The organism is Virgibacillus dokdonensis (assembly GCF_900166595.1).
Taxonomy (GTDB): domain Bacteria; phylum Bacillota; class Bacilli; order Bacillales; family Amphibacillaceae; genus Virgibacillus; species Virgibacillus dokdonensis.
The window spans coordinates 955,092-972,526 of the sequence record NZ_LT745763.1; the positions used below are offsets into that span (position 1 = coordinate 955,092).

The 17,435-nt window shown below is 35.5% G+C and carries 16 protein-coding genes and 1 riboswitch; of the genes, 12 read left to right on the top strand and 4 right to left on the bottom strand.

Translation table 11 applies throughout. The annotated features are described in order from the left end of the window. The first annotated feature begins 80 nt into the window (after positions 1–80). Positions 81–836, top strand: coding sequence for a methyltransferase domain-containing protein (locus tag B2C77_RS06150; protein WP_077702830.1), 756 nt, complete (start codon positions 81–83; stop codon positions 834–836). Between the two features lie 384 nt (positions 837–1,220). Continuing rightward, positions 1,221–2,765, top strand: coding sequence for an acyl-CoA carboxylase subunit beta (locus B2C77_RS06155; RefSeq protein WP_077702831.1), 1,545 nt, complete (start codon positions 1,221–1,223; stop codon positions 2,763–2,765). A 322-nt stretch (positions 2,766–3,087) separates the two neighbouring features. On the opposite strand, the gene B2C77_RS06160 is transcribed toward B2C77_RS06155, so the two are convergent. The 3 genes from B2C77_RS06160 to B2C77_RS22480 form a co-directional block, all read right to left on the bottom strand. Beyond that, positions 3,088–3,441, bottom strand: a complete 354-nt coding sequence (locus tag B2C77_RS06160) for a DUF3147 family protein (RefSeq protein ID WP_077702832.1) — start codon at positions 3,439–3,441, stop codon at positions 3,088–3,090. Continuing rightward, on the bottom strand, positions 3,432–3,845 hold the full coding sequence (locus B2C77_RS06165; RefSeq protein WP_077702833.1) for a MarR family winged helix-turn-helix transcriptional regulator: 414 nt from the start codon (positions 3,843–3,845) through the stop codon (positions 3,432–3,434). The genes B2C77_RS06160 and B2C77_RS06165 overlap by 10 nt, the downstream gene beginning before the upstream one ends. Before the next feature lie 369 nt (positions 3,846–4,214). After that, positions 4,215–4,343: a PH domain-containing protein gene (locus B2C77_RS22480; RefSeq protein WP_123059368.1), complete on the bottom strand. Its 129-nt coding sequence runs from the start codon at positions 4,341–4,343 to the stop codon at positions 4,215–4,217. A gap of 441 nt (positions 4,344–4,784) precedes the next feature. On the opposite strand from B2C77_RS22480, the gene B2C77_RS06170 reads away from it, so the two are divergent. The 4 genes from B2C77_RS06170 to B2C77_RS06185 all read left to right on the top strand — a co-directional run bounded on the left by B2C77_RS06170 (position 4,785) and on the right by B2C77_RS06185 (position 8,934). Beyond that, complete coding sequence (locus B2C77_RS06170; protein ID WP_077702834.1) at positions 4,785–6,008, top strand: YecA family protein; 1,224 nt, start codon at positions 4,785–4,787, stop codon at positions 6,006–6,008. Positions 6,009–6,214: 206 nt separating this feature from the next. Next, complete coding sequence (locus B2C77_RS06175; RefSeq protein ID WP_077702835.1) at positions 6,215–7,411, top strand: DUF4317 domain-containing protein; 1,197 nt, start codon at positions 6,215–6,217, stop codon at positions 7,409–7,411. Positions 7,412–7,838: 427 nt separating this feature from the next. Beyond that, positions 7,839–8,711 carry a metallophosphoesterase gene (locus B2C77_RS06180; protein ID WP_254843944.1) on the top strand — a complete coding sequence of 291 codons (873 nt, stop codon included), beginning with the start codon at positions 7,839–7,841 and terminating at the stop codon, positions 8,709–8,711. Between the two features lie 46 nt (positions 8,712–8,757). After that, positions 8,758–8,934, top strand: coding sequence for a hypothetical protein (locus tag B2C77_RS06185; RefSeq protein WP_176087285.1), 177 nt, complete (start codon positions 8,758–8,760; stop codon positions 8,932–8,934). A gap of 561 nt (positions 8,935–9,495) precedes the next feature. On the opposite strand, the gene B2C77_RS06190 is transcribed toward B2C77_RS06185, so the two are convergent. After that, positions 9,496–10,401, bottom strand: coding sequence for a PhzF family isomerase (locus tag B2C77_RS06190; RefSeq protein WP_077702837.1), 906 nt, complete (start codon positions 10,399–10,401; stop codon positions 9,496–9,498). Between the two features lie 492 nt (positions 10,402–10,893). Between B2C77_RS06190 and B2C77_RS06195 the strand changes: the two genes are divergently transcribed. The 6 genes from B2C77_RS06195 (at position 10,894) to B2C77_RS22330 (ending at position 17,402) form a co-directional block, all read left to right on the top strand. Then, complete coding sequence (locus B2C77_RS06195; protein WP_077702838.1) at positions 10,894–11,694, top strand: GNAT family N-acetyltransferase; 801 nt, start codon at positions 10,894–10,896, stop codon at positions 11,692–11,694. Positions 11,695–12,148: 454 nt separating this feature from the next. Next, positions 12,149–13,417 carry a cytosine permease gene (codB, locus tag B2C77_RS06200; RefSeq protein WP_077702839.1) on the top strand — a complete coding sequence of 423 codons (1,269 nt, stop codon included), beginning with the start codon at positions 12,149–12,151 and terminating at the stop codon, positions 13,415–13,417. Between the two features lie 2 nt (positions 13,418–13,419). Continuing rightward, on the top strand, positions 13,420–14,688 hold the full coding sequence (locus B2C77_RS06205; protein ID WP_077702840.1) for a cytosine deaminase: 1,269 nt from the start codon (positions 13,420–13,422) through the stop codon (positions 14,686–14,688). A gap of 122 nt (positions 14,689–14,810) precedes the next feature. After that, a riboswitch (TPP riboswitch) is annotated at positions 14,811–14,921 on the top strand. A gap of 337 nt (positions 14,922–15,258) precedes the next feature. Continuing rightward, entirely contained in the window at positions 15,259–16,608 is a 1,350-nt protein-coding gene (locus tag B2C77_RS06210; RefSeq protein ID WP_077702841.1) for a PTS galactitol transporter subunit IIC, read from the top strand. 1 nt (position 16,609) lies between these two features. Next, positions 16,610–16,894, top strand: a complete 285-nt coding sequence (locus B2C77_RS06215) for a PTS sugar transporter subunit IIB (RefSeq protein WP_077702842.1) — start codon at positions 16,610–16,612, stop codon at positions 16,892–16,894. A gap of 382 nt (positions 16,895–17,276) precedes the next feature. Next, positions 17,277–17,402: a hypothetical protein gene (locus tag B2C77_RS22330; RefSeq protein ID WP_296362231.1), complete on the top strand. Its 126-nt coding sequence runs from the start codon at positions 17,277–17,279 to the stop codon at positions 17,400–17,402. The last annotated feature ends 33 nt before the right edge of the window (positions 17,403–17,435 follow it).

The following is a 17,435-nucleotide window of genomic DNA, read 5'->3' on the forward strand; positions in this document are numbered from 1 at the left end:
TGACGAATGACATCAAATTACTAGTGATAACTTTGGCTTAATTAAATTTTTTGAGTACGGTGAAAGGAGTGGATATAGGAATGAATAGTATATATGGAAAATTATCTTCGGAGGTTTATGAAATTGATAAGTACATTGGTAAATCTTTCGGTGATTTGGAGTACTACCAAGATCGATTAAAAGGAATAGAAGGGAAAGTATTAGAGCCTGCGGTTGGAAATGGGCGTATATTAATTCCTTTACTAGAAAACGGTTTAGATATAGAGGGGATAGATTCTTCAAATAATATGTTGGAATTATTCAACAAAAATTGCAATGAAAGAGGTATTCATACTAGCTGTTATAAACAAGATATGTCCAATTTCACTATTAATCAAAAGTATGAGGCTATTATTGTACCAACGGGTTCATTTTTACTTTTGCATCAATTAGAAGAGGCAATTAGCTCTTTGAAATGTTTTTATGAACACTTAGAGAAAAATGGAAGATTAATTTTAGATATTTTTCTACCCGAAAACACCAAAGAAGGTTTTGTATCAAAACGAGGATTTACCAATCCACAAGGAGATACAATTATGTTAGAGGAAACATTGGTTAAAATTGACCAAATCAATCAATTTGCTGTCTATCATAATCGCTATGAAAAATGGAGACAAGGAAAGTTAATAGATTCTGAACTTGAAATATTTCCATTAAAGTGGTATGGAGTGGAAGAATTTCGATTGATATTAGAAAAAATAGGATTTACATCGATAGTGATTTCTTCAGACTATAAATATAATCAATATCCAACGAAAGCCTCTCAAATTATTACGTTTGAAGCTACAAAATACTAAAAGTGGCTCTTTTCGCTATCTAGTGTGAAACCAAAATAATTAGTGAGGTGTGAGCCCTTACTGATTGAAGATTCTCTTTATTGAAAAAGGGAAGGTGTTTACCATATTGGGTTAAGTGGTTGACAGTAATAAGAGGATGAAAAAGGTATAGAAAGGTGATCTTAACCATTGACAGGATAGCAAACAAAGGCATAATGAATAGTCTTACATCCTTTATTCATCTCAAAGCACAAGGGAGTTTTTGTTGATTTATATCATCGTAAAGAGTAGAAGTGCGGTAGGAAAAATATATCACACTTCTAACCGCTCCCCCTAAATGAGAAATTATAAGAAATCAAGAGCATGTGGAAGATATTTTGGATGATTGTGGGAGGATGAATAAAGATGAGTATTATCGATAAAATTAATGAATTATACGATAAACGTCACCAAGTGGAGCTTGGTGGTGGTGAAGAACGAATAGACAAACAACATATTAAAGGAAAGATGACGGCTCGTGAGAGAATTGATTATTTACTAGATAAAGAGACGTTTGTAGAATTGAATCCTTTTATGAAAAGCAGATCTTTTTCTTACGATGAAGATATGTACAATGGTGAAGGGGTAGTGACTGGATTTGGAAAAATAAATGGGAAAAAAGTATATTTATTTGCGCAGGATTTCACTGTTTATGGTGGAACGTTGGGCGAAGTGCATGGTCTGAAAATTGCTAAAGTAATGGACTTGGCAGCTAAGAATAAAGTTCCTTTTATTGGTTTAAATGATTCTGGTGGTGCACGTATCCAAGAAGGTGTTTCTTCATTGGATGGATACGGACAAGTATTTTACCGAAACGTTATATATTCTGGTGTCATTCCGCAAATTTCTGTCATTATGGGCCCTAGTGCTGGTGGAGCTGTCTATTCACCAGCACTCACAGATTTTGTCGTCATGGTGGAGAAAAGCTCTCAAATGTTTATTACCGGACCAAAGGTGATAGAAGCTGTAACTGGAGAGAATATATCAGTAGAAGAATTAGGAGGAGCACATGTCCACAATTCGAAAAGTGGTAGTGCTCATATGCAGGCTAAGACAGAAGAAGAAGCACTAGATATGGTCAAAGAATTATTAAATTATTTACCCTCAAATTATACTGAATTTCCAACGACATATGCTTATGAAATGATGATCAATGAAGAGAGACCTGCTTTAGCAGATATTGTACCATTTGATTCTATAAGACCCTATGATGTCAAAAAAGTGATTAAAGAGGTAGTCGATGAAAGTAGTTTTTTTGAAATTCATGCTGGATTTGCTAAAAATATAGTAGTTGGGTTTGCTCGTATAGGAGGTAGAAGTATTGGTCTTGTATGTAATCAGCCCAAATATATGGCAGGTGGATTAGATATTGATTCTTCAGACAAAGCTAGTCGCTTTATTCGCTTTTGTGATTGTTTTAATATTCCGGTTATTACTTTAGAAGATGTTACAGGTTTTCTTCCTGGAATCAAGCAAGAATATGGCGGTATCATTAGACATGGGGCTAAAATTCTATACGCGTATTCAGAAGCTACGGTTCCAAAAATTACTGTCATTATGAGAAAAGCATATGGAGGTGCATATGTAGCTTTAAACAGCAAATCAATTGGTGCAGATTTAGTATATGCATGGCCTAATGCTGAAATTGCTGTCATGGGACCTGAAGGAGCAGCGAATATCATTTATCAAAAGGAAATTAGCATGAGCGAGCACCCGTCTCAAACGAGAAGAGAGAAAATTGATATGTTTCGTAAAAAGTTTACAAATCCTTATATTGCTGCTGGTCTTGGAATGGTTGATACAGTTATCGACCCGAGAGAAACACGTATAAAGTTATTACAGTCTTTAGAGATGCTAGAAAATAAGCAGGAAGAAAGACCTAAAAAGAAACATGGGAATATTTCTTTATGAATAATCAATTGAAAATAAAGAATTGAAATCGATAAGTACATGGAAATTTTCACCATAAGTTTAGTTCCTTTTTAATTAATCATCCCCTCTGAAGATAAAATTCTTCAAGGGGATATTTTTGGTACGAAAAGTGTAAAGGGTATACTGTCAAACTGCTGTGTTTTTTAATTTCCCCTCTAAAGTTGGTTGAATGCAGTAATCCATGATTTTGCGTCAATCTTCTAGAATGTGAAACTCTGTTCCTTCTTTGAGGACGTAAGATAGCTAGTTATTTACAGAGATACTACACCTTCTTTTTATTGATGAATAGATTGTACTGACTTTAGCTGAAAAACGATAATTTTAATGTCTTTAATAAATAATCTTGCAAGAATAAACATATTAACCAAACAAACATGCCCACCCCAATTGATATAAACAGCGGAGTTGAGTTCTTAAGTAAAAAGTATACAATTAATAGTAATACGGCTGTTGCAGGGAATCCCCACAAAACGCCTAATGCAAATTTACTTAATGTGTGATTTTGTTCTCCTTGAAAATATAGCCAGATTATACTTAACAAACTTACTAATGGTAACGCAGCTACTACACCGCCGTATGTTGGAAACCTTCTAGCTACTTCAGTTACTATTCCTATAACTATTGCAGAAATTATTACCTTCATGATTACGTACACTTTTTAACACCCTCACTTAATGTTTTAAACCCCAACTCTATTATTGCTCTTTCTTTTGAACTAAGACAATTTAACACTTTTTTTAATTTCAATTCATCCAGACTAGTGTTGCGATAAAGAACTTCTTCCCCAGTTTCTGTTAAGCAAAGTGTTACTTTCCTTTCATCTAATGAATCCCTTTGCTTTTTAAGATAACCTTTTTGAATTATTCTTTTAACATTTTCCGAGGCTGTGTTATGAGAAACATTTAGAAAGGTAGCTACTTCCCCAATTCCAATCCCTTTATTTTTTTCAATATGCTGTAGTATTCTTATAACTTGGTGAGTTATTTTATCTTTATGAGAAAAATGTAAATGATAATAAACGTCTGTCCAATACTTGTTTAACTTTGATACTTTATTCATCCTATCCCTCCATTACATCTTACTTTACGATTACATCTATATATACGATATAAATTGTACAATATTCATATATATTTTTCAAATTGTATTCTTAAATAATAAGATATTATGTTCTAAAATTAGTTGAAAAAGTTCGATATAGTCAAGATTTTCTCATAGAAATCTTTAACAAAGTGCATATTTTTGTGCATTTATAGGTAACACGACAGATAGGAGATTCCTCTAAAAGTATCCCCCCCCATGAGTATTTATTTCTTATCGAGTTGAAAATAAGAGTTCTAGCCTTCTTTCTTGCATGCAATATTCGATTGAATTTCTTTTAACTGCTTTATAAATGCACTTTCCTCTTTCGGTGAAATTTGTACTGTTTTATATAATCATAAGTAATTTCAATTCTGCGGATAGAAAGTGAGCTACAAAAGGGTTCGTTTTCGTAGTTTTTCTAATGGATCTAATATCTTTTATATTTATTGTTTGCTTCATCCAACCGTATCGCATAATCAATAGTTATGCTATAAACTATTACTCATACGATGCGGTTGAAATTGAACTGCATTGCGAAAATGATAGCTGATAAAGCAAATGTTCAACTTAATGATGGTAGAGAATTTATTGCCAATCATAATCCACTTGAGACATTTATTATGAAAAAACTTCCTTTATAATGTTTAAATTCTTAAAATACTGTCTAAATAGATAAGTGTGATTTTATCTCGGTTATAAGTGCTGTACGACTTATCTTCAAGAATTGGAAGGTGTGAGCTGAAAAAGTCTAAGCTGGAGATAACAGAATCTAACCCCTTTTCTTAAGAGGGCTTCAGGTCATACCCTTCCGTGTGAGATAAAAGACTCCCCTCTAATGATCGAATACTCAGGTTATTGTTTTTGTTGGATACAAGCAAATCATCCTTTATAATGATAAATGAAGAGGTGTATGTAATGAACAAAGATGATAAACATATCGATCAGATAATAGAAGAAGTAACGAAAGAAGAAATAGCGAGAATGCAAAAACAAGCACAGAAACAATGGCGAGAAATCCCATTTCCTTTGTCATTGCATGACGCTTTAAACAGATATACAAAGGCTGATTTAGACGCTATTAGAAAATATTTAGAGATCAAAAATGCAAGCAATTTAAGGAAAGCTGAACTCACTTGTCTGTTAGAACAAAATATTCCAGATCATTTATATCCGTCCGTTCTTTTATGGGATATGGAACGTTTTAATATGCTATTAAAAATCGCCGAAAATAACGGGAAAATAATGGCTCCAGATCTAGAAATGGATGAAATAGAGTATCTACGTCATACCGGGTTCATTTATACTGGAATTTGGGAAGGAAATAAGATTTTTGTCTTGCCAAATGAACTGTACGACCCTGTTCTAGCTTTGAAGCATGATCTACATGTACGAGCTACGATAAAACGAAATACAAAGTGGGTAAAGCTAACGCGTGGCTTATTATATTATTACGGCGTATTAGACCCTATGCGGTTAATCCAGATGGTAGAAAAATATATGAAAGAACCTATTGACGTTACAATGTATTTCAAAGTTATTGCAGATTCGATACGTTTTTGTCCGGAAATAACTGTTGACATGGATTCATTTTCATATATAGATGTGTTGGAACCGAAAGAAGTGAAGCGAGAACATTCACTGAGAAAAAGCATTCCTTACTATGATTTTACAGAAAAACAACTTCTTGAAGCTGGAGAACCAGGCTTTGTGGAAAGAAATGCTAGTTATCAGCAATTCGTTCATTTTTTAACGCAAAACTTTGACATGGATAAAGAAGCTGCAGATATGATCGTAGAAGAGTGTACGTATGCGATAAAATCTGGCGACAGTCCAAATCAAGTCATTTCCCATTTATCTCAGATGTTAGAGTTCGATAGCGAAAAATTAGTGCAAGCTGTAATGGATAAAGTAATTCATTTGATGAATAACACAAGGGAATGGGTATTAAAAGGGTATACTCCCGATGAAATATTTGCATTGGAGAAAAAACATCTTCAACCGATGCCAAGAACGAAATCTGATTCCAAGGTAAGTGGAAAGACTCATTCTAACCGTAGCCAAAAGGTTGTCAAAATTGGTAGAAATCAGCCTTGTCCATGTGGTAGCGGAAAAAAACATAAAAAATGCTGTGGCAAATAAATGATTAAGGTGTGCATTTAGACTAAACTCTCACAAATATTGCTAAGCGCAAGCATGTGAGAGTTTTTGAATGTGGTTAGTAGTATAGAAAGAAACGAACATAGTTCTCATCCACCATGATGAAAATATAATAAGCGCATCTATGTTATGATGAAAAGTGCATACATGATCCATATGCTGATTACCAATGTAGGAGTGAAACGAGATTGAATAAGAAGGACATCGCAAATATCCGGAAACAATTTAAATTAAATAATGATCTTTTAAAAATCCATGAGATTTTTAACGTATATATCATGAAAGAGTCAAGTGAAGTATATCATCATCAGAGTACACCATTTGAGTTATTAGAGGACGAACAGAAAGAGCTCTTTATGGCCAATTTTAAAAAAGTATTAACTGGCCAGCTTGATCAGAAATTATTTGAGTTAAAATTTCAACGTGAAGCAGAAGATAATAGTCAGCTTATTCTGCATCAAGGATTACTGAGTAGCGACACCGAAGAATGGAAAGCGCATATGCTTCGACTTGTAGAAAAAATGCTAAAAGATAAGCAATATGAGATGGACATTGTCGTTACTTTTATTCGTGGGGAATACCTGAAACCAATGAAACGACAGCGTGAAGAAGCAGAAGCAGAAGAAAATGAACGGGACACGGTACATTCTCATTCATTTATTTTATGCAGTATGAATAAAACGCAAGATCCTAAAAAAGAGCTATTATTTGATTATGTGGAAAAGGAATTTAAATATAATATTGTTGTTGATCCAATTATTAACTTAAAAGCACCGATATCTGGATTTCTGTTTCCTTGCTTTACCGACAATGCTGCAGATGTGAATCATGTTCTTTATTCAGCAGGAAAAGCAAATGAATTAAATTACCATTTTATTGAAGAAGTATTGAATGCTGAGGAAATTATGACGGCTGAAGAAGATAAAATAGTCTTTGAAGAAATTGTAAAGAAAGTAGCAGGCGAGCGTATAAATACGTCGACTCTTTCCAATGTGTATGATGAAATCTATCATGTTATCGAAGAAAGTGAGGAAGAAGAGGTACCGAAACTAGACTATAAAGATGTAGAAAGAGTTCTAAAGAGCAGTGGTGTAAAAGATGTGGATACGGAAAAGGTAGAAGAGGCATTCAAGACAGTTATTGATGATGAAAAGTTCGAATTAAAAGCGAATAATATTGTGCCGAAACCGACGTCAAAGTCAATTAAAATAAAGACAAAAGTAGCGGATATTTCCATTAGCCCACAAGACCTAAGATATGTGCGTCAAATTCATTTCGGAGGGAAATTAAGCCTGATGATTGAAGTAGAAGAAAATACGATGATTGAAGGTTTTGAATTGATTCCAGAAGTGTTGTTTGAAAAAGTAGAAGGAGAAGAGGAGTAATTCGTATTGCCATGTTTGTATTATCATGTTAACTGGGACAATGAAAGAAAGGAAAGGATTGGTATTATTCTCCATTAATATACAAAGGGAGGGGTTTTTTGTATTCTGATGAACAGGCAAAACCGATTACTACGAATAGGTTATAATTAAGACTATTTCAAAAAGAAGATGCAGCCGAAGTTGTCATAAAGTGTTTGCTCGCTGTTTTTTGTCAGTAAAGTTTTGCAAAAAATCGGCATGGAAAAAGAAGGAGTATTGAAGGAGCATGTAAAAAAAGAAGATCTTGTATACTATGGAGTGATTAACAAGCGAAAGTAAAAATGATGTTGAGTTTACTATAATAGAATTGGAATGGCTACCCAAAAGTTTTTAGATGACAGAAAAAAGGATCATAGGAACCATTAGTGTGAACAGGAGAGGGTTGATTTTGTTACAACAACAAGCCGAAATGAATAAGCGTCCTAGGAAAAAATTTGTAACGAAGAGGAAAATATTGCTGTTTACCATGGTAACGGCTGTTCTCCTTATTATCGTAAAAGTATACCTTGATACAAACACGTTTAAAGTGAATAAGCTCCAATTTTATAGCAATAAAATCCCCGTTGATAAAGCCGTTCATATTTTGCAAATTACGGATGTGCATAACAAAGTGTTTGGGGAAAACAACGAAGCCCTCATTCAATCAATAGAAGATTTAAATCCCGATATGATTGTTCTTACAGGAGATTTAATAGATCGAAAGACTACAGAGTTTCATCATATGTTAGCACTAGTTGAAGAGCTAACATCTTTGCAGGAGCATGTCTTTTTTGTAACTGGTAATCATGAATGGGAAAATCCAAATAAGGAGGGGTTTTTAAAAGGGCTTGAAGAACGTGGCGTGAAAATGTTAAACAATGAAAATAGCGAACTGACTATCAATCAAGTTAAGTTAAATCTTGTTGGGATTGATGATAGTTCTACGAATCATGACAACGTCAAGGAAGCTTTTGCTGGATTAAACAATGATCGTTATACGATATTGCTTTCTCATTCACCTACTATCGTAGAAAAAGAGCGTAGTCTTGCTGCTGACTTAATTTTGAGTGGTCATACGCATGGTGGGCAAGTAAGACTTCCTTTACTTGGGGCACTCGTATCTCCTGATGAAGGGTTATTCCCAACGTATGATAAAGGCACTTATTCCATGCACCCAAATCAATTTCTATATATTGATAGTGGTTTAGGGACAAGCGTTGCTCCAATACGTTTTTTGAATCAGGCACAAATGAGTATGATTAGGCTTTCCTATGGTAAATAAATTTGCGCGCGAAAGTAAAGGAGTAGGAATTACGATGCATAAGAAAATGAATGTTACGCAAGCTTTGTTCGCAAGTGGTTTTGTCGGTTTTATTCTATGTATGTATTATTTCTTTGTGCCAGATTTTTCTTATAAGGGTCTTGTTGGGATTGTGGTAAGCGCATTGGCAGCTTTTGTTGGAGCACTTATTGCTTTTCAATGGATCTCTGGTAATGAGAATTGACGATTAAGTTTATTCTATAAAATATGGAGGAGTTTTCAACGGAAAGTATAAAAAATCAATCTATGATTACAGCAGCAGATTATTCTGTAAAGCTTAGTTAGGATTTTATAACATTTTTGAACTATGTAGCTAGTAAAGATATGAAATTAACGAAAGAGCGTGGGTATATTACTAGAAAAGACTTATAAGCTATTTATGCACAACTCTCGCTGCATATACCAGCTATCTCGATATTAAGATAATATCCCTTGTTTTCATCTATTTTATTATGCTAAAAGAATGAAGAAGGAGTGGGAAATTTATCATAAAATGAATGACAGATTGAATTTTAGATTGGTTCGTTTTCACTTTCCTTGGAAAACGGTTCTCCTCTTTTCTGCATGAGAATAGTTACAAAAGCCTATAATGGTGCTCGTGTATCTTTAATGAAATGAGGATTTTATACTAAGTTCGTCAACGTCCTGTGGTCAAGGTAGAAGTTAGTATAACCTGTAAGGGCTGCTACTCGAAACTTCACCGCTTCAAACTTCTCGATCTATCTTACGACTTATTAACAGGCATTTATAACATGAGTTCGGTTTTAAATACTTCTACGGCATTTCCAGCAATTTTTACTTTAATGGGGTTATTATCTTCTATATAAACTTGTACTTCAATAATACCGGGTCTCCCCATAGCTTCTCCTTGTTTAGCTTTAAACGTAAATAATGAATTATTATGCTGCACTAAATTATGATGAACAAGGTATGCCCCTAAAGGCCCGTTAGCATTACCAGTTACAGGGTCTTCTTTTATGCCTATTGCAGGAGCAAACATGCGCCCATGTATTAAAGCATCACTGTCATCTGTAGCTGTTGTAAAAACATAATATCCATTACAATGAACAGTTTTACTTAGTTTGGAAAGGGCAGTATAGTCTGGTTTTATACCATTTAAAGTGATAATATCTTTTACGCCAATCATAACTTTGGAGTGTCCTGTTGATACGATCTGTATATCACACCCCTCTAATAAATCATCGGAATGTAAGTTTAATGCTGTTAATAAATCATTTTTATTTTCCCCTTCTATTATATCCCTAAATTCAATTTCACCCTGGGTCATAACAATTTTATAGTCTTCTTTTTCTTTTATTATATCGACAGGAAGTATTCCAGCACCTGTTTTATGATACACTGTTGAACTCCCTAAATGTTTTTCATTAGCTCTTGCATAATGAGCTGCAATTGTAGCATGGCCACAGATGGGGACCTCATGTGTTGGTGTGAAAAAACGGACATGTACATCATAATTAGAATTATTTGCAGGAAAGATAAACGCAGTCTCTGAATTGTTAAGCTCTTTAGCTATCTTTTGCATTTGATCTGTTGTCAACCCATTCGCATTTGTTATAACACCGGCTGGGTTTCCTGTAAACTTTTGCTGTGTAAACGAGTCAATTTGATATAGTTTATATTTTCTTTGCATACGCATAACTTCCTTTCATTTTCACTTTATTCACAAAAATGTCTGTAGGTACTTCACTGATTTTTATATTATTAAGGATTTATGGTGCTAAGTCAACTGCTGAGTTGGAAAAGCAACACGTACCTATTTTGTATATTGCCTACTTTTATGCTCAAAGACGCGTCACTTGTAATAGAAGAAACCATGTGCAAAACGAGTACATAAGGATGAATGTTTTCACCTCAATGGTTTCTCTAGAATCCTTCTATATATGATAGAGCTATGCTAGAAAGTATGTCAAACAAATCACTTAAGAGAAATTTATATATGTTCTACTAAAAAACGTTATTCCTTAACTCTGCTAATTACTTATTGATGAAACAATGGTATTGTGGTAAATTAAGTTCTAACTAAGTTATGGTAAGATGATTTGAGGTTGGTCGATTCTATTATAATATTGATGCAATGAACAATTAATAAGTGGAAATATGAAAATGCGGAGGAGTGTCGAGCATGCTCGATAACGTCATTATTAAACAACTAACATCTCTAGAAGAATTATATGAAATGCAAACATTGGAAAAATCCGTATGGAGTATTACGCCAACTCCAATCCCTCAAACGTATACAACTTTAAATCATGGTGGTATTTTACTTGGTGCATATAAGGAAAAACAAATGGTTGGTTTTATTTACAGTTTTCCAGGGTTTGATGGGAAGGACAATTATCTTTGCTCGCATATGCTCGGAATTTTACCTGCGTATCGAAAATCAGGATTGGGAGTAAAAATGAAGCTTCGCCAAGCTGAAATTGCTAAGGAACATGGCTATACGATGATGACGTGGACGTTTGACCCTTTAGAAAGTGTCAATGCTTATTTGAACCTTCATAAACTTGGTGCTAGAGGTATGAAATATAAAGAAAATCATTATGGAGATATTGGTGGCAAGTTAAACCACGGATTACCAACAGATCGTATTCAAGTAGAATGGCATTTTAATGAACAACGAGCTACTTGTACCCCATCTCTCAAAGAAGAATACGTACTTCTGCAATCTTCACAAGATGCTGAACCGCTTGTGACGCAGCCTTTGTCCCAAATTGAAAAAAGTAGAAAGCGTGGTTACTTTGTTGCTGTACCAGTAAATTTTCAAACTCTGAAACAAAAAGACTACCCACTTGCTTTAAAGTGGCGCTTACAATCGAGAAAGGTTTTTCAAACCTTGTTTGCAGATGGCTTTGTAGCAAAAGATTTGCTTCGTTTTAATGACACTATCAACTATTATTACTTTGCGAAAGGTGGAGCGCTATAAGACGATGAAGTGTCATTCTATTTGAGTTAGATTTACTCGAATGTTTATTTTAAACTGATGTAGGAAGGCTTGGTGTGGTAGTTATTTCTTAATGGGGTCTAATATGATATAAGCATGCTTCATATTGAGAAAACTTTTATTGGTATAAACAAGTGATAGAAACAAATGGAGAAGTATTGAGAGGTGAACAAAAATAATCGTTACTAGCTTTGCTTGACGAAGTCTCTATTTTTTGTCATAATAAAGCTAATCAAATATGGTACCTTTAATTCAGTCCTGTGAGGCTGACAAGGAAAGCGGATCTGTTGATAGAGTTATGAACAAGTGGCAATACAACTCCTTTATGGGACAGCTTGTATTAAACCTATTAACGGAAAAGGCTTCTTGTCACATTGACAGGGAGCCTTTTTTCAGTTCCTTTCTGTTCTTGGTACCAAACCAGGAGGAAAAGAGAATGAAAAACATCGACACAGAATTTTCACTAACAGCAGTACCTTCATCTTATCGCAATGGTTTTTGGAAAACACTTGTTGTTATGTTAGGACTTACTTTTTTCTCGGCAAGCATGTGGTCTGGTGGAGAATTAGGTCAAGGTCTTTCTTTCATACAGTTTATGGCAATTGTTCTTGCTGGGAATCTTATTCTTGGAGCATATACTGGGTTACTAGCTTATATGGCAGCAAAAACAGGCTTATCTACACATCTGCTTGCTCGGTATGCCTTTGGGGAGAAAGGATCTTATCTTGCTTCTTTTTTATTAGCCTTTACACAAATTGGTTGGTTCGGTGTTGGAACAGCGATGTTTGCCATACCTGTACAAAAAGTTACAGGAATTGATATCTATATTCTTATTGGTATTGCGGGTATCTTGATGACTTTTACCGCTTTTTTCGGCATGAAGGCTTTGGCTATTATTAGCTTTATTGCGGTACCGCTAATCGCTCTTCTCGGAGGAACTTCCGTATTAAAAGCAACAGAAAGTTTAGGTGGAGTACAAGGTTTATTGCAATACGAACCAGCTGAAACGATGAGTTTGGCCGTCGCACTTACGATCTGCATTGGTTCTTTTATAAGCGCAGGAACTTTAACACCTGATTTCACAAGATTTGCTCGAAAAAAACGTTCGGCAGTAGTTGCTACTGTGGTTGCTTTTTTCATCGGGAACACATTCATGTTTTTATTTGGAGCTGTAGGTTCTGTGGCAACGGGGCAAGCAGATATTTCTGAAGTTATGTTTATGCAAAATCTTATTTTACCTGCCATTATTGTTTTAGGGTTAAATATATGGACAACGAATGATAATGCCTTGTATGCATCAGGGCTTGGACTTTCTAACATTACGAAAATAGCAAAGCATAAAATTGTCATTTTTAATGGGATTATTGGTACATTAGGGGCCATGTGGTTATACAACAATTTTGTTGGCTTCTTAACGATTCTCGGTTCTGCTTTACCACCAATTGGAGCCATTTTATTAGCTGATTTTTTCATTCTTCGCCGCGGCCATTATCGAGCTTTCCATGAAATGACATTTACCGCTATCAATTGGATTGCCCTTTTTGCTTGGGGAACAGGAATTGCTGCAGCAACTTTATTACCAGGTATCCCACCAATTAATGCGTTAATAGGTGCTGCAGTTACCCATGTTGTTGTTACGAAGCTTGTTGCTAGTGCAAAGGAAAAAGAAGTTATTCTAACCAATACAGAAAAGGTGGGGCAGTAAAAGTGATTATAAAAAATGCTAGATTACGCAATACATCTGGGTTATGGGATATTACTGTGACAGAAAAAAAAATTACATCTATTTCCCCTGCTAATCAGCAACAGCAGGTAGGAGAAATACTCGATGTCGCTGGCTCTTTAGTATTACCTCCATTTATCGAGCCTCATATTCATCTTGATACAACATTAACTGCAGGAGAGCCAAAATGGAATGAGAGTGGCACGTTATTTGAAGGCATTCAACGTTGGTCAGAGAGGAAGCAATCGTTAACGTATGAAGATGTGAAAGATAGAGCTACGCAAGCTTTGAAATGGCAAATTGCCCAAGGTATTCAGCATGTTCGCACCCATGTCGATGTAACTGATCCAAAGCTAACAGCACTACGAGCATTGCTAGAATTGAAGGAAGAAATGGCGGATTTTGTGAGCTTGCAACTTGTCGCTTTCCCACAAGAAGGTATTTTATCCTATCCGAAAGGGAAAGAATTGTTGGAAGAAGCTTTGAAGTTAGGTGCAGATGTAGTCGGAGGGATTCCGCATTTTGAATTCACTAGGGAATATGGTGTGGAGTCGTTAAAAATTGCCTTCGATCTTGCAGAAAAATATGAACGGTTGATGGACATTCATTGTGATGAAATTGATGATGAGCAATCTCGATTTGTGGAAGTAGTGGCGAAAGAAGCCTATGAGCGAGGGCTAGGGTCCAGAGTAACTGCCAGTCATACAACAGCAATGGGATCTTATAATGATGCGTATGCTTATAAATTATTTCGTTTGTTAGAGATGTCGGAGATCAACTTTGTATCCAATCCACTTGTTAATATCCATTTGCAAGGGCGGTTTGACTCTTACCCAAAACGGCGTGGTTTAACTAGAGTGGAGGAGTTACTAGAAGCGGGTATGAACGTATGTTTCGGTCATGATGATATCTTTGATCCTTGGTATCCGCTTGGCACAGGAAACATGCTTCAAGTACTTCATATGGGGATACACGTCGCTCAATTATTAGGGTACGAGCAAATTGTAGATTCAATGAACCTCATTACAACAAACAGTGCTAAAGCAATGAGTCTTGAACAAGCGTATGGAATAGAAGTCGGAAAACCAGCTAACTTCATCGTTTTGGATGCAGAGAGTACGTATGAAGCGATTCGGAAACAAGCTATTGTCATGTATTCCATTCGCAATGGGAAGGTTATAGCAAAAACGAAGCCAAGTGAAACAACGATACAAGTAGGAACTGAGGAATATGTGGATTTTACTAGAAAATAAACAAGATGAAATGGAAAAGCCTGCTGGACGAATCCAGCAGGCTTTTTAAATGCGCATTGCTATAAAAACCTTGACACTTGCACGTGCCAACCGATATATTATCTATACAATTAAAAATGAAAATAGTTCACTAGGGGTGCCGCATTTGTGGCTGAGATCAACGTGTGACGTTGGGACTCTTGGAACCTGATCTGGCGTTATAAACCAGCGGAGGGAAGTGGCAGAAACTTTGATTCTAATATGGATTGGAGCAAATTGATTAGCTTAGAATTCGAATGCGATGTCACTTTTCCTCAGGGAAAAAAGTGGCATTTTTTATGCACAAAAATTTTAGGCTTTAAAGTCTAAGCAAAATGTAATCCTTTCGCTATGGAAATTTGTGGATAACTAAGCTTTCTATTCATGAAATCGTCTTAGCTCATATTGAGCAAAACTCGTCATCTCATAAAATTCACTTTTACCATTGGTAGAATGCTACTGTTATGGAATTCAGCTAGGTGAAAAGTTACGATGTTAATACGTTATCGATGTCGTACATGCAATGAGATATTGGTATGAGGGGGAGAAACAATGTCTGTTTTACAGTGGTTTGTTGACTTGGGAGCTAGTGTTATGCTCCCATTTGTAATTTTTATTTTTGCATGGATTTTGCGCACAAAGGTGAGCAAAGCTGTTCGCTCTGGGTTAATCGTTGGTATTGGTTTTATTGGTATTAATCTTGTTATCGGTCTATTAGGTGACAGCTTAGGGCCTGCAATTGAAGCTATGGTTGACAAATATGGTTTAGAGCTCACCATTATTGATGTTGGTTGGCCAGCAGCTGCAGCTATATCATATGGAACCGTTCTAGGAAGTTTGACGATTCCGATAGGTATTGCTATCAATTTACTTTTATTATCGATCGGATTTACTCGGACACTAAATATTGATATATGGAATTTTTGGCATACTTCTTTTACAGCCTCATTAGTTTTGGCGTTGACCAATCATTTCGCTATGGCTGTTGGAGTAATGATTGTTCATCATATAGTATTGCTTTTGCTTGGTGACTGGATTCAGAAGGATATCCAATCCTACTATGGATTTAAACAGATTACTTTCCCGCATGGGGCTTCTGCTCCATCTTATATCGTAGCCAAACCTTTAAATTACGTATTTGATCGGATTCCTAAATTTAATAAGCTACAGGCAAATCAAGCTTCCATTCAAAAACATCTGGGTGTGTTTGGTGATAAGACAGTAATGGGGGTGGTCATCGGTTTATTTATTGGTGTACTGGCAGGATATGACCTTAAAAATACGTTAATTTTAGCAATGCAGACAGGGGCAGTGCTTGTCTTATTACCACGTATGGTTGCTTTATTAATGGAAGGACTTGCACCTGTTTCAGAAGCCGCTGGAAATTATATGAAGCAACGTTTTCCAGAGAGGAATTTATATATTGGAATGGATAGTGCTTTAGCGGTGGGGCATCCAGCCGTTTTATCAGCTTCTTTGTTATTAGTGCCCATCACTCTGTTTTTAGCCGTGATATTACCAGGTAATAAAGTGTTACCTTTTACAGACTTAGCGACGATTCCTTTTCTTATCGCTTTAATGGTACCTGTTTTTAAAGGTAATATAATTCGGACAGTTATTGGTGGAGCTTTTTATATTGGCATTGGTCTTTATATTGCAACTTGGGTAGCTCCTTTAGTAACAACGACAGCAATGAGTGCCGGTTTTAATATGGGAAATTATGGGGCGATTTCTTCGCTTGTAGATGGTGCAGTGTGGACAACTTTTCCTTTCATTTGGCTAACAGGAAGGATGCATTGGTTTAGTTTTATAGTTTTTGGGTCATTTATAATGGGTTTATTCTTCTATGTTAACAGACGAAAGAGACGCAAACATAAAAATAATTCCTATTGGAGGAAATAAAATGATTAAAATACTCGTAATTTGTGGTACTGGGGTTGCAACTTCTACAATGGTGAAAGAAAAAATACGTGAATGGCTAGAAAAAGAAAAGCTGATACATCAAGTATCGCTTTTTCAATCTAGTGTAGCAGAAGCAGTAAATCAATATGATATGTATGATTTTGTTATCTCAACGACTATTGTACCTGATGAAATGAAAGATTATGTGATTGACGGTACGCCATTCATATCGGGAATAGGGGTAGAGGAAATGTATCAAATAATTCGTGAAAAAGTATTTAGCTGAGAATAGAAATAGATATAATCTGCTGAATGATCGTACAGTTTATCGTACAAGCAGAACTACGGCTTACGTGATGAGAATGGGCTATCAGTCTTGTCTTTCTCAGGCTTTAAACAAACGATGCGGTTGGAAGGAAGTCTCATGTATTGAATACTCCCCTCCGAACATATATCATAGTTTGACGATAAAAAATTCCCACTACTATCATTATTGTAGAAGTGGGAATTTTGTTGCTCCTATTACGCAAATAACTCTTTTACAAATTAGGAGCCTTACGATTTTTTGTCTTTTGTTCATAAGCGTAGCCAATTTGAAATAGATCTTGTTCTAGAAAAGGTTTGCCGATAAAAGTAGCTCCAACTGGTTCACCGTTATCGTCGAATGAATGATAGAATTCTTGCAATTGAAATTTATTATTGGTAGTTCGTTGTTAGGTTTTTTGGTAGCGCATTTCCTATTTAGAAGCGATCAAGAAGTTGGGGAGGAGCAAAGTGAAATCTATGCAGAATAAAAATGCTGAATTAAAATAATTATCATTCGTTTT

Coding starts and splice junctions, on each gene's coding strand:
- B2C77_RS06150 (WP_077702830.1), top strand. CDS start 81: ATGAATAGTATATATGGAAAATTATCTTCGGAGGTTTATGAAATTGAT.
- B2C77_RS06155 (WP_077702831.1), top strand. CDS start 1,221: ATGAGTATTATCGATAAAATTAATGAATTATACGATAAACGTCACCAA.
- B2C77_RS06165 (WP_077702833.1), bottom strand. CDS start 3,845: ATGAATAAAGTATCAAAGTTAAACAAGTATTGGACAGACGTTTATTAT.
- B2C77_RS22480 (WP_123059368.1), bottom strand. CDS start 4,343: ATGCGATACGGTTGGATGAAGCAAACAATAAATATAAAAGATATTAGA.
- B2C77_RS06170 (WP_077702834.1), top strand. CDS start 4,785: ATGAACAAAGATGATAAACATATCGATCAGATAATAGAAGAAGTAACG.
- B2C77_RS06185 (WP_176087285.1), top strand. CDS start 8,758: ATGAATGTTACGCAAGCTTTGTTCGCAAGTGGTTTTGTCGGTTTTATT.
- B2C77_RS06190 (WP_077702837.1), bottom strand. CDS start 10,401: ATGCAAAGAAAATATAAACTATATCAAATTGACTCGTTTACACAGCAA.
- B2C77_RS06195 (WP_077702838.1), top strand. CDS start 10,894: ATGCTCGATAACGTCATTATTAAACAACTAACATCTCTAGAAGAATTA.
- codB (WP_077702839.1), top strand. CDS start 12,149: ATGAAAAACATCGACACAGAATTTTCACTAACAGCAGTACCTTCATCT.
- B2C77_RS06210 (WP_077702841.1), top strand. CDS start 15,259: ATGTCTGTTTTACAGTGGTTTGTTGACTTGGGAGCTAGTGTTATGCTC.
- B2C77_RS06215 (WP_077702842.1), top strand. CDS start 16,610: ATGATTAAAATACTCGTAATTTGTGGTACTGGGGTTGCAACTTCTACA.
- B2C77_RS22330 (WP_296362231.1), top strand. CDS start 17,277: ATGATAGAATTCTTGCAATTGAAATTTATTATTGGTAGTTCGTTGTTA.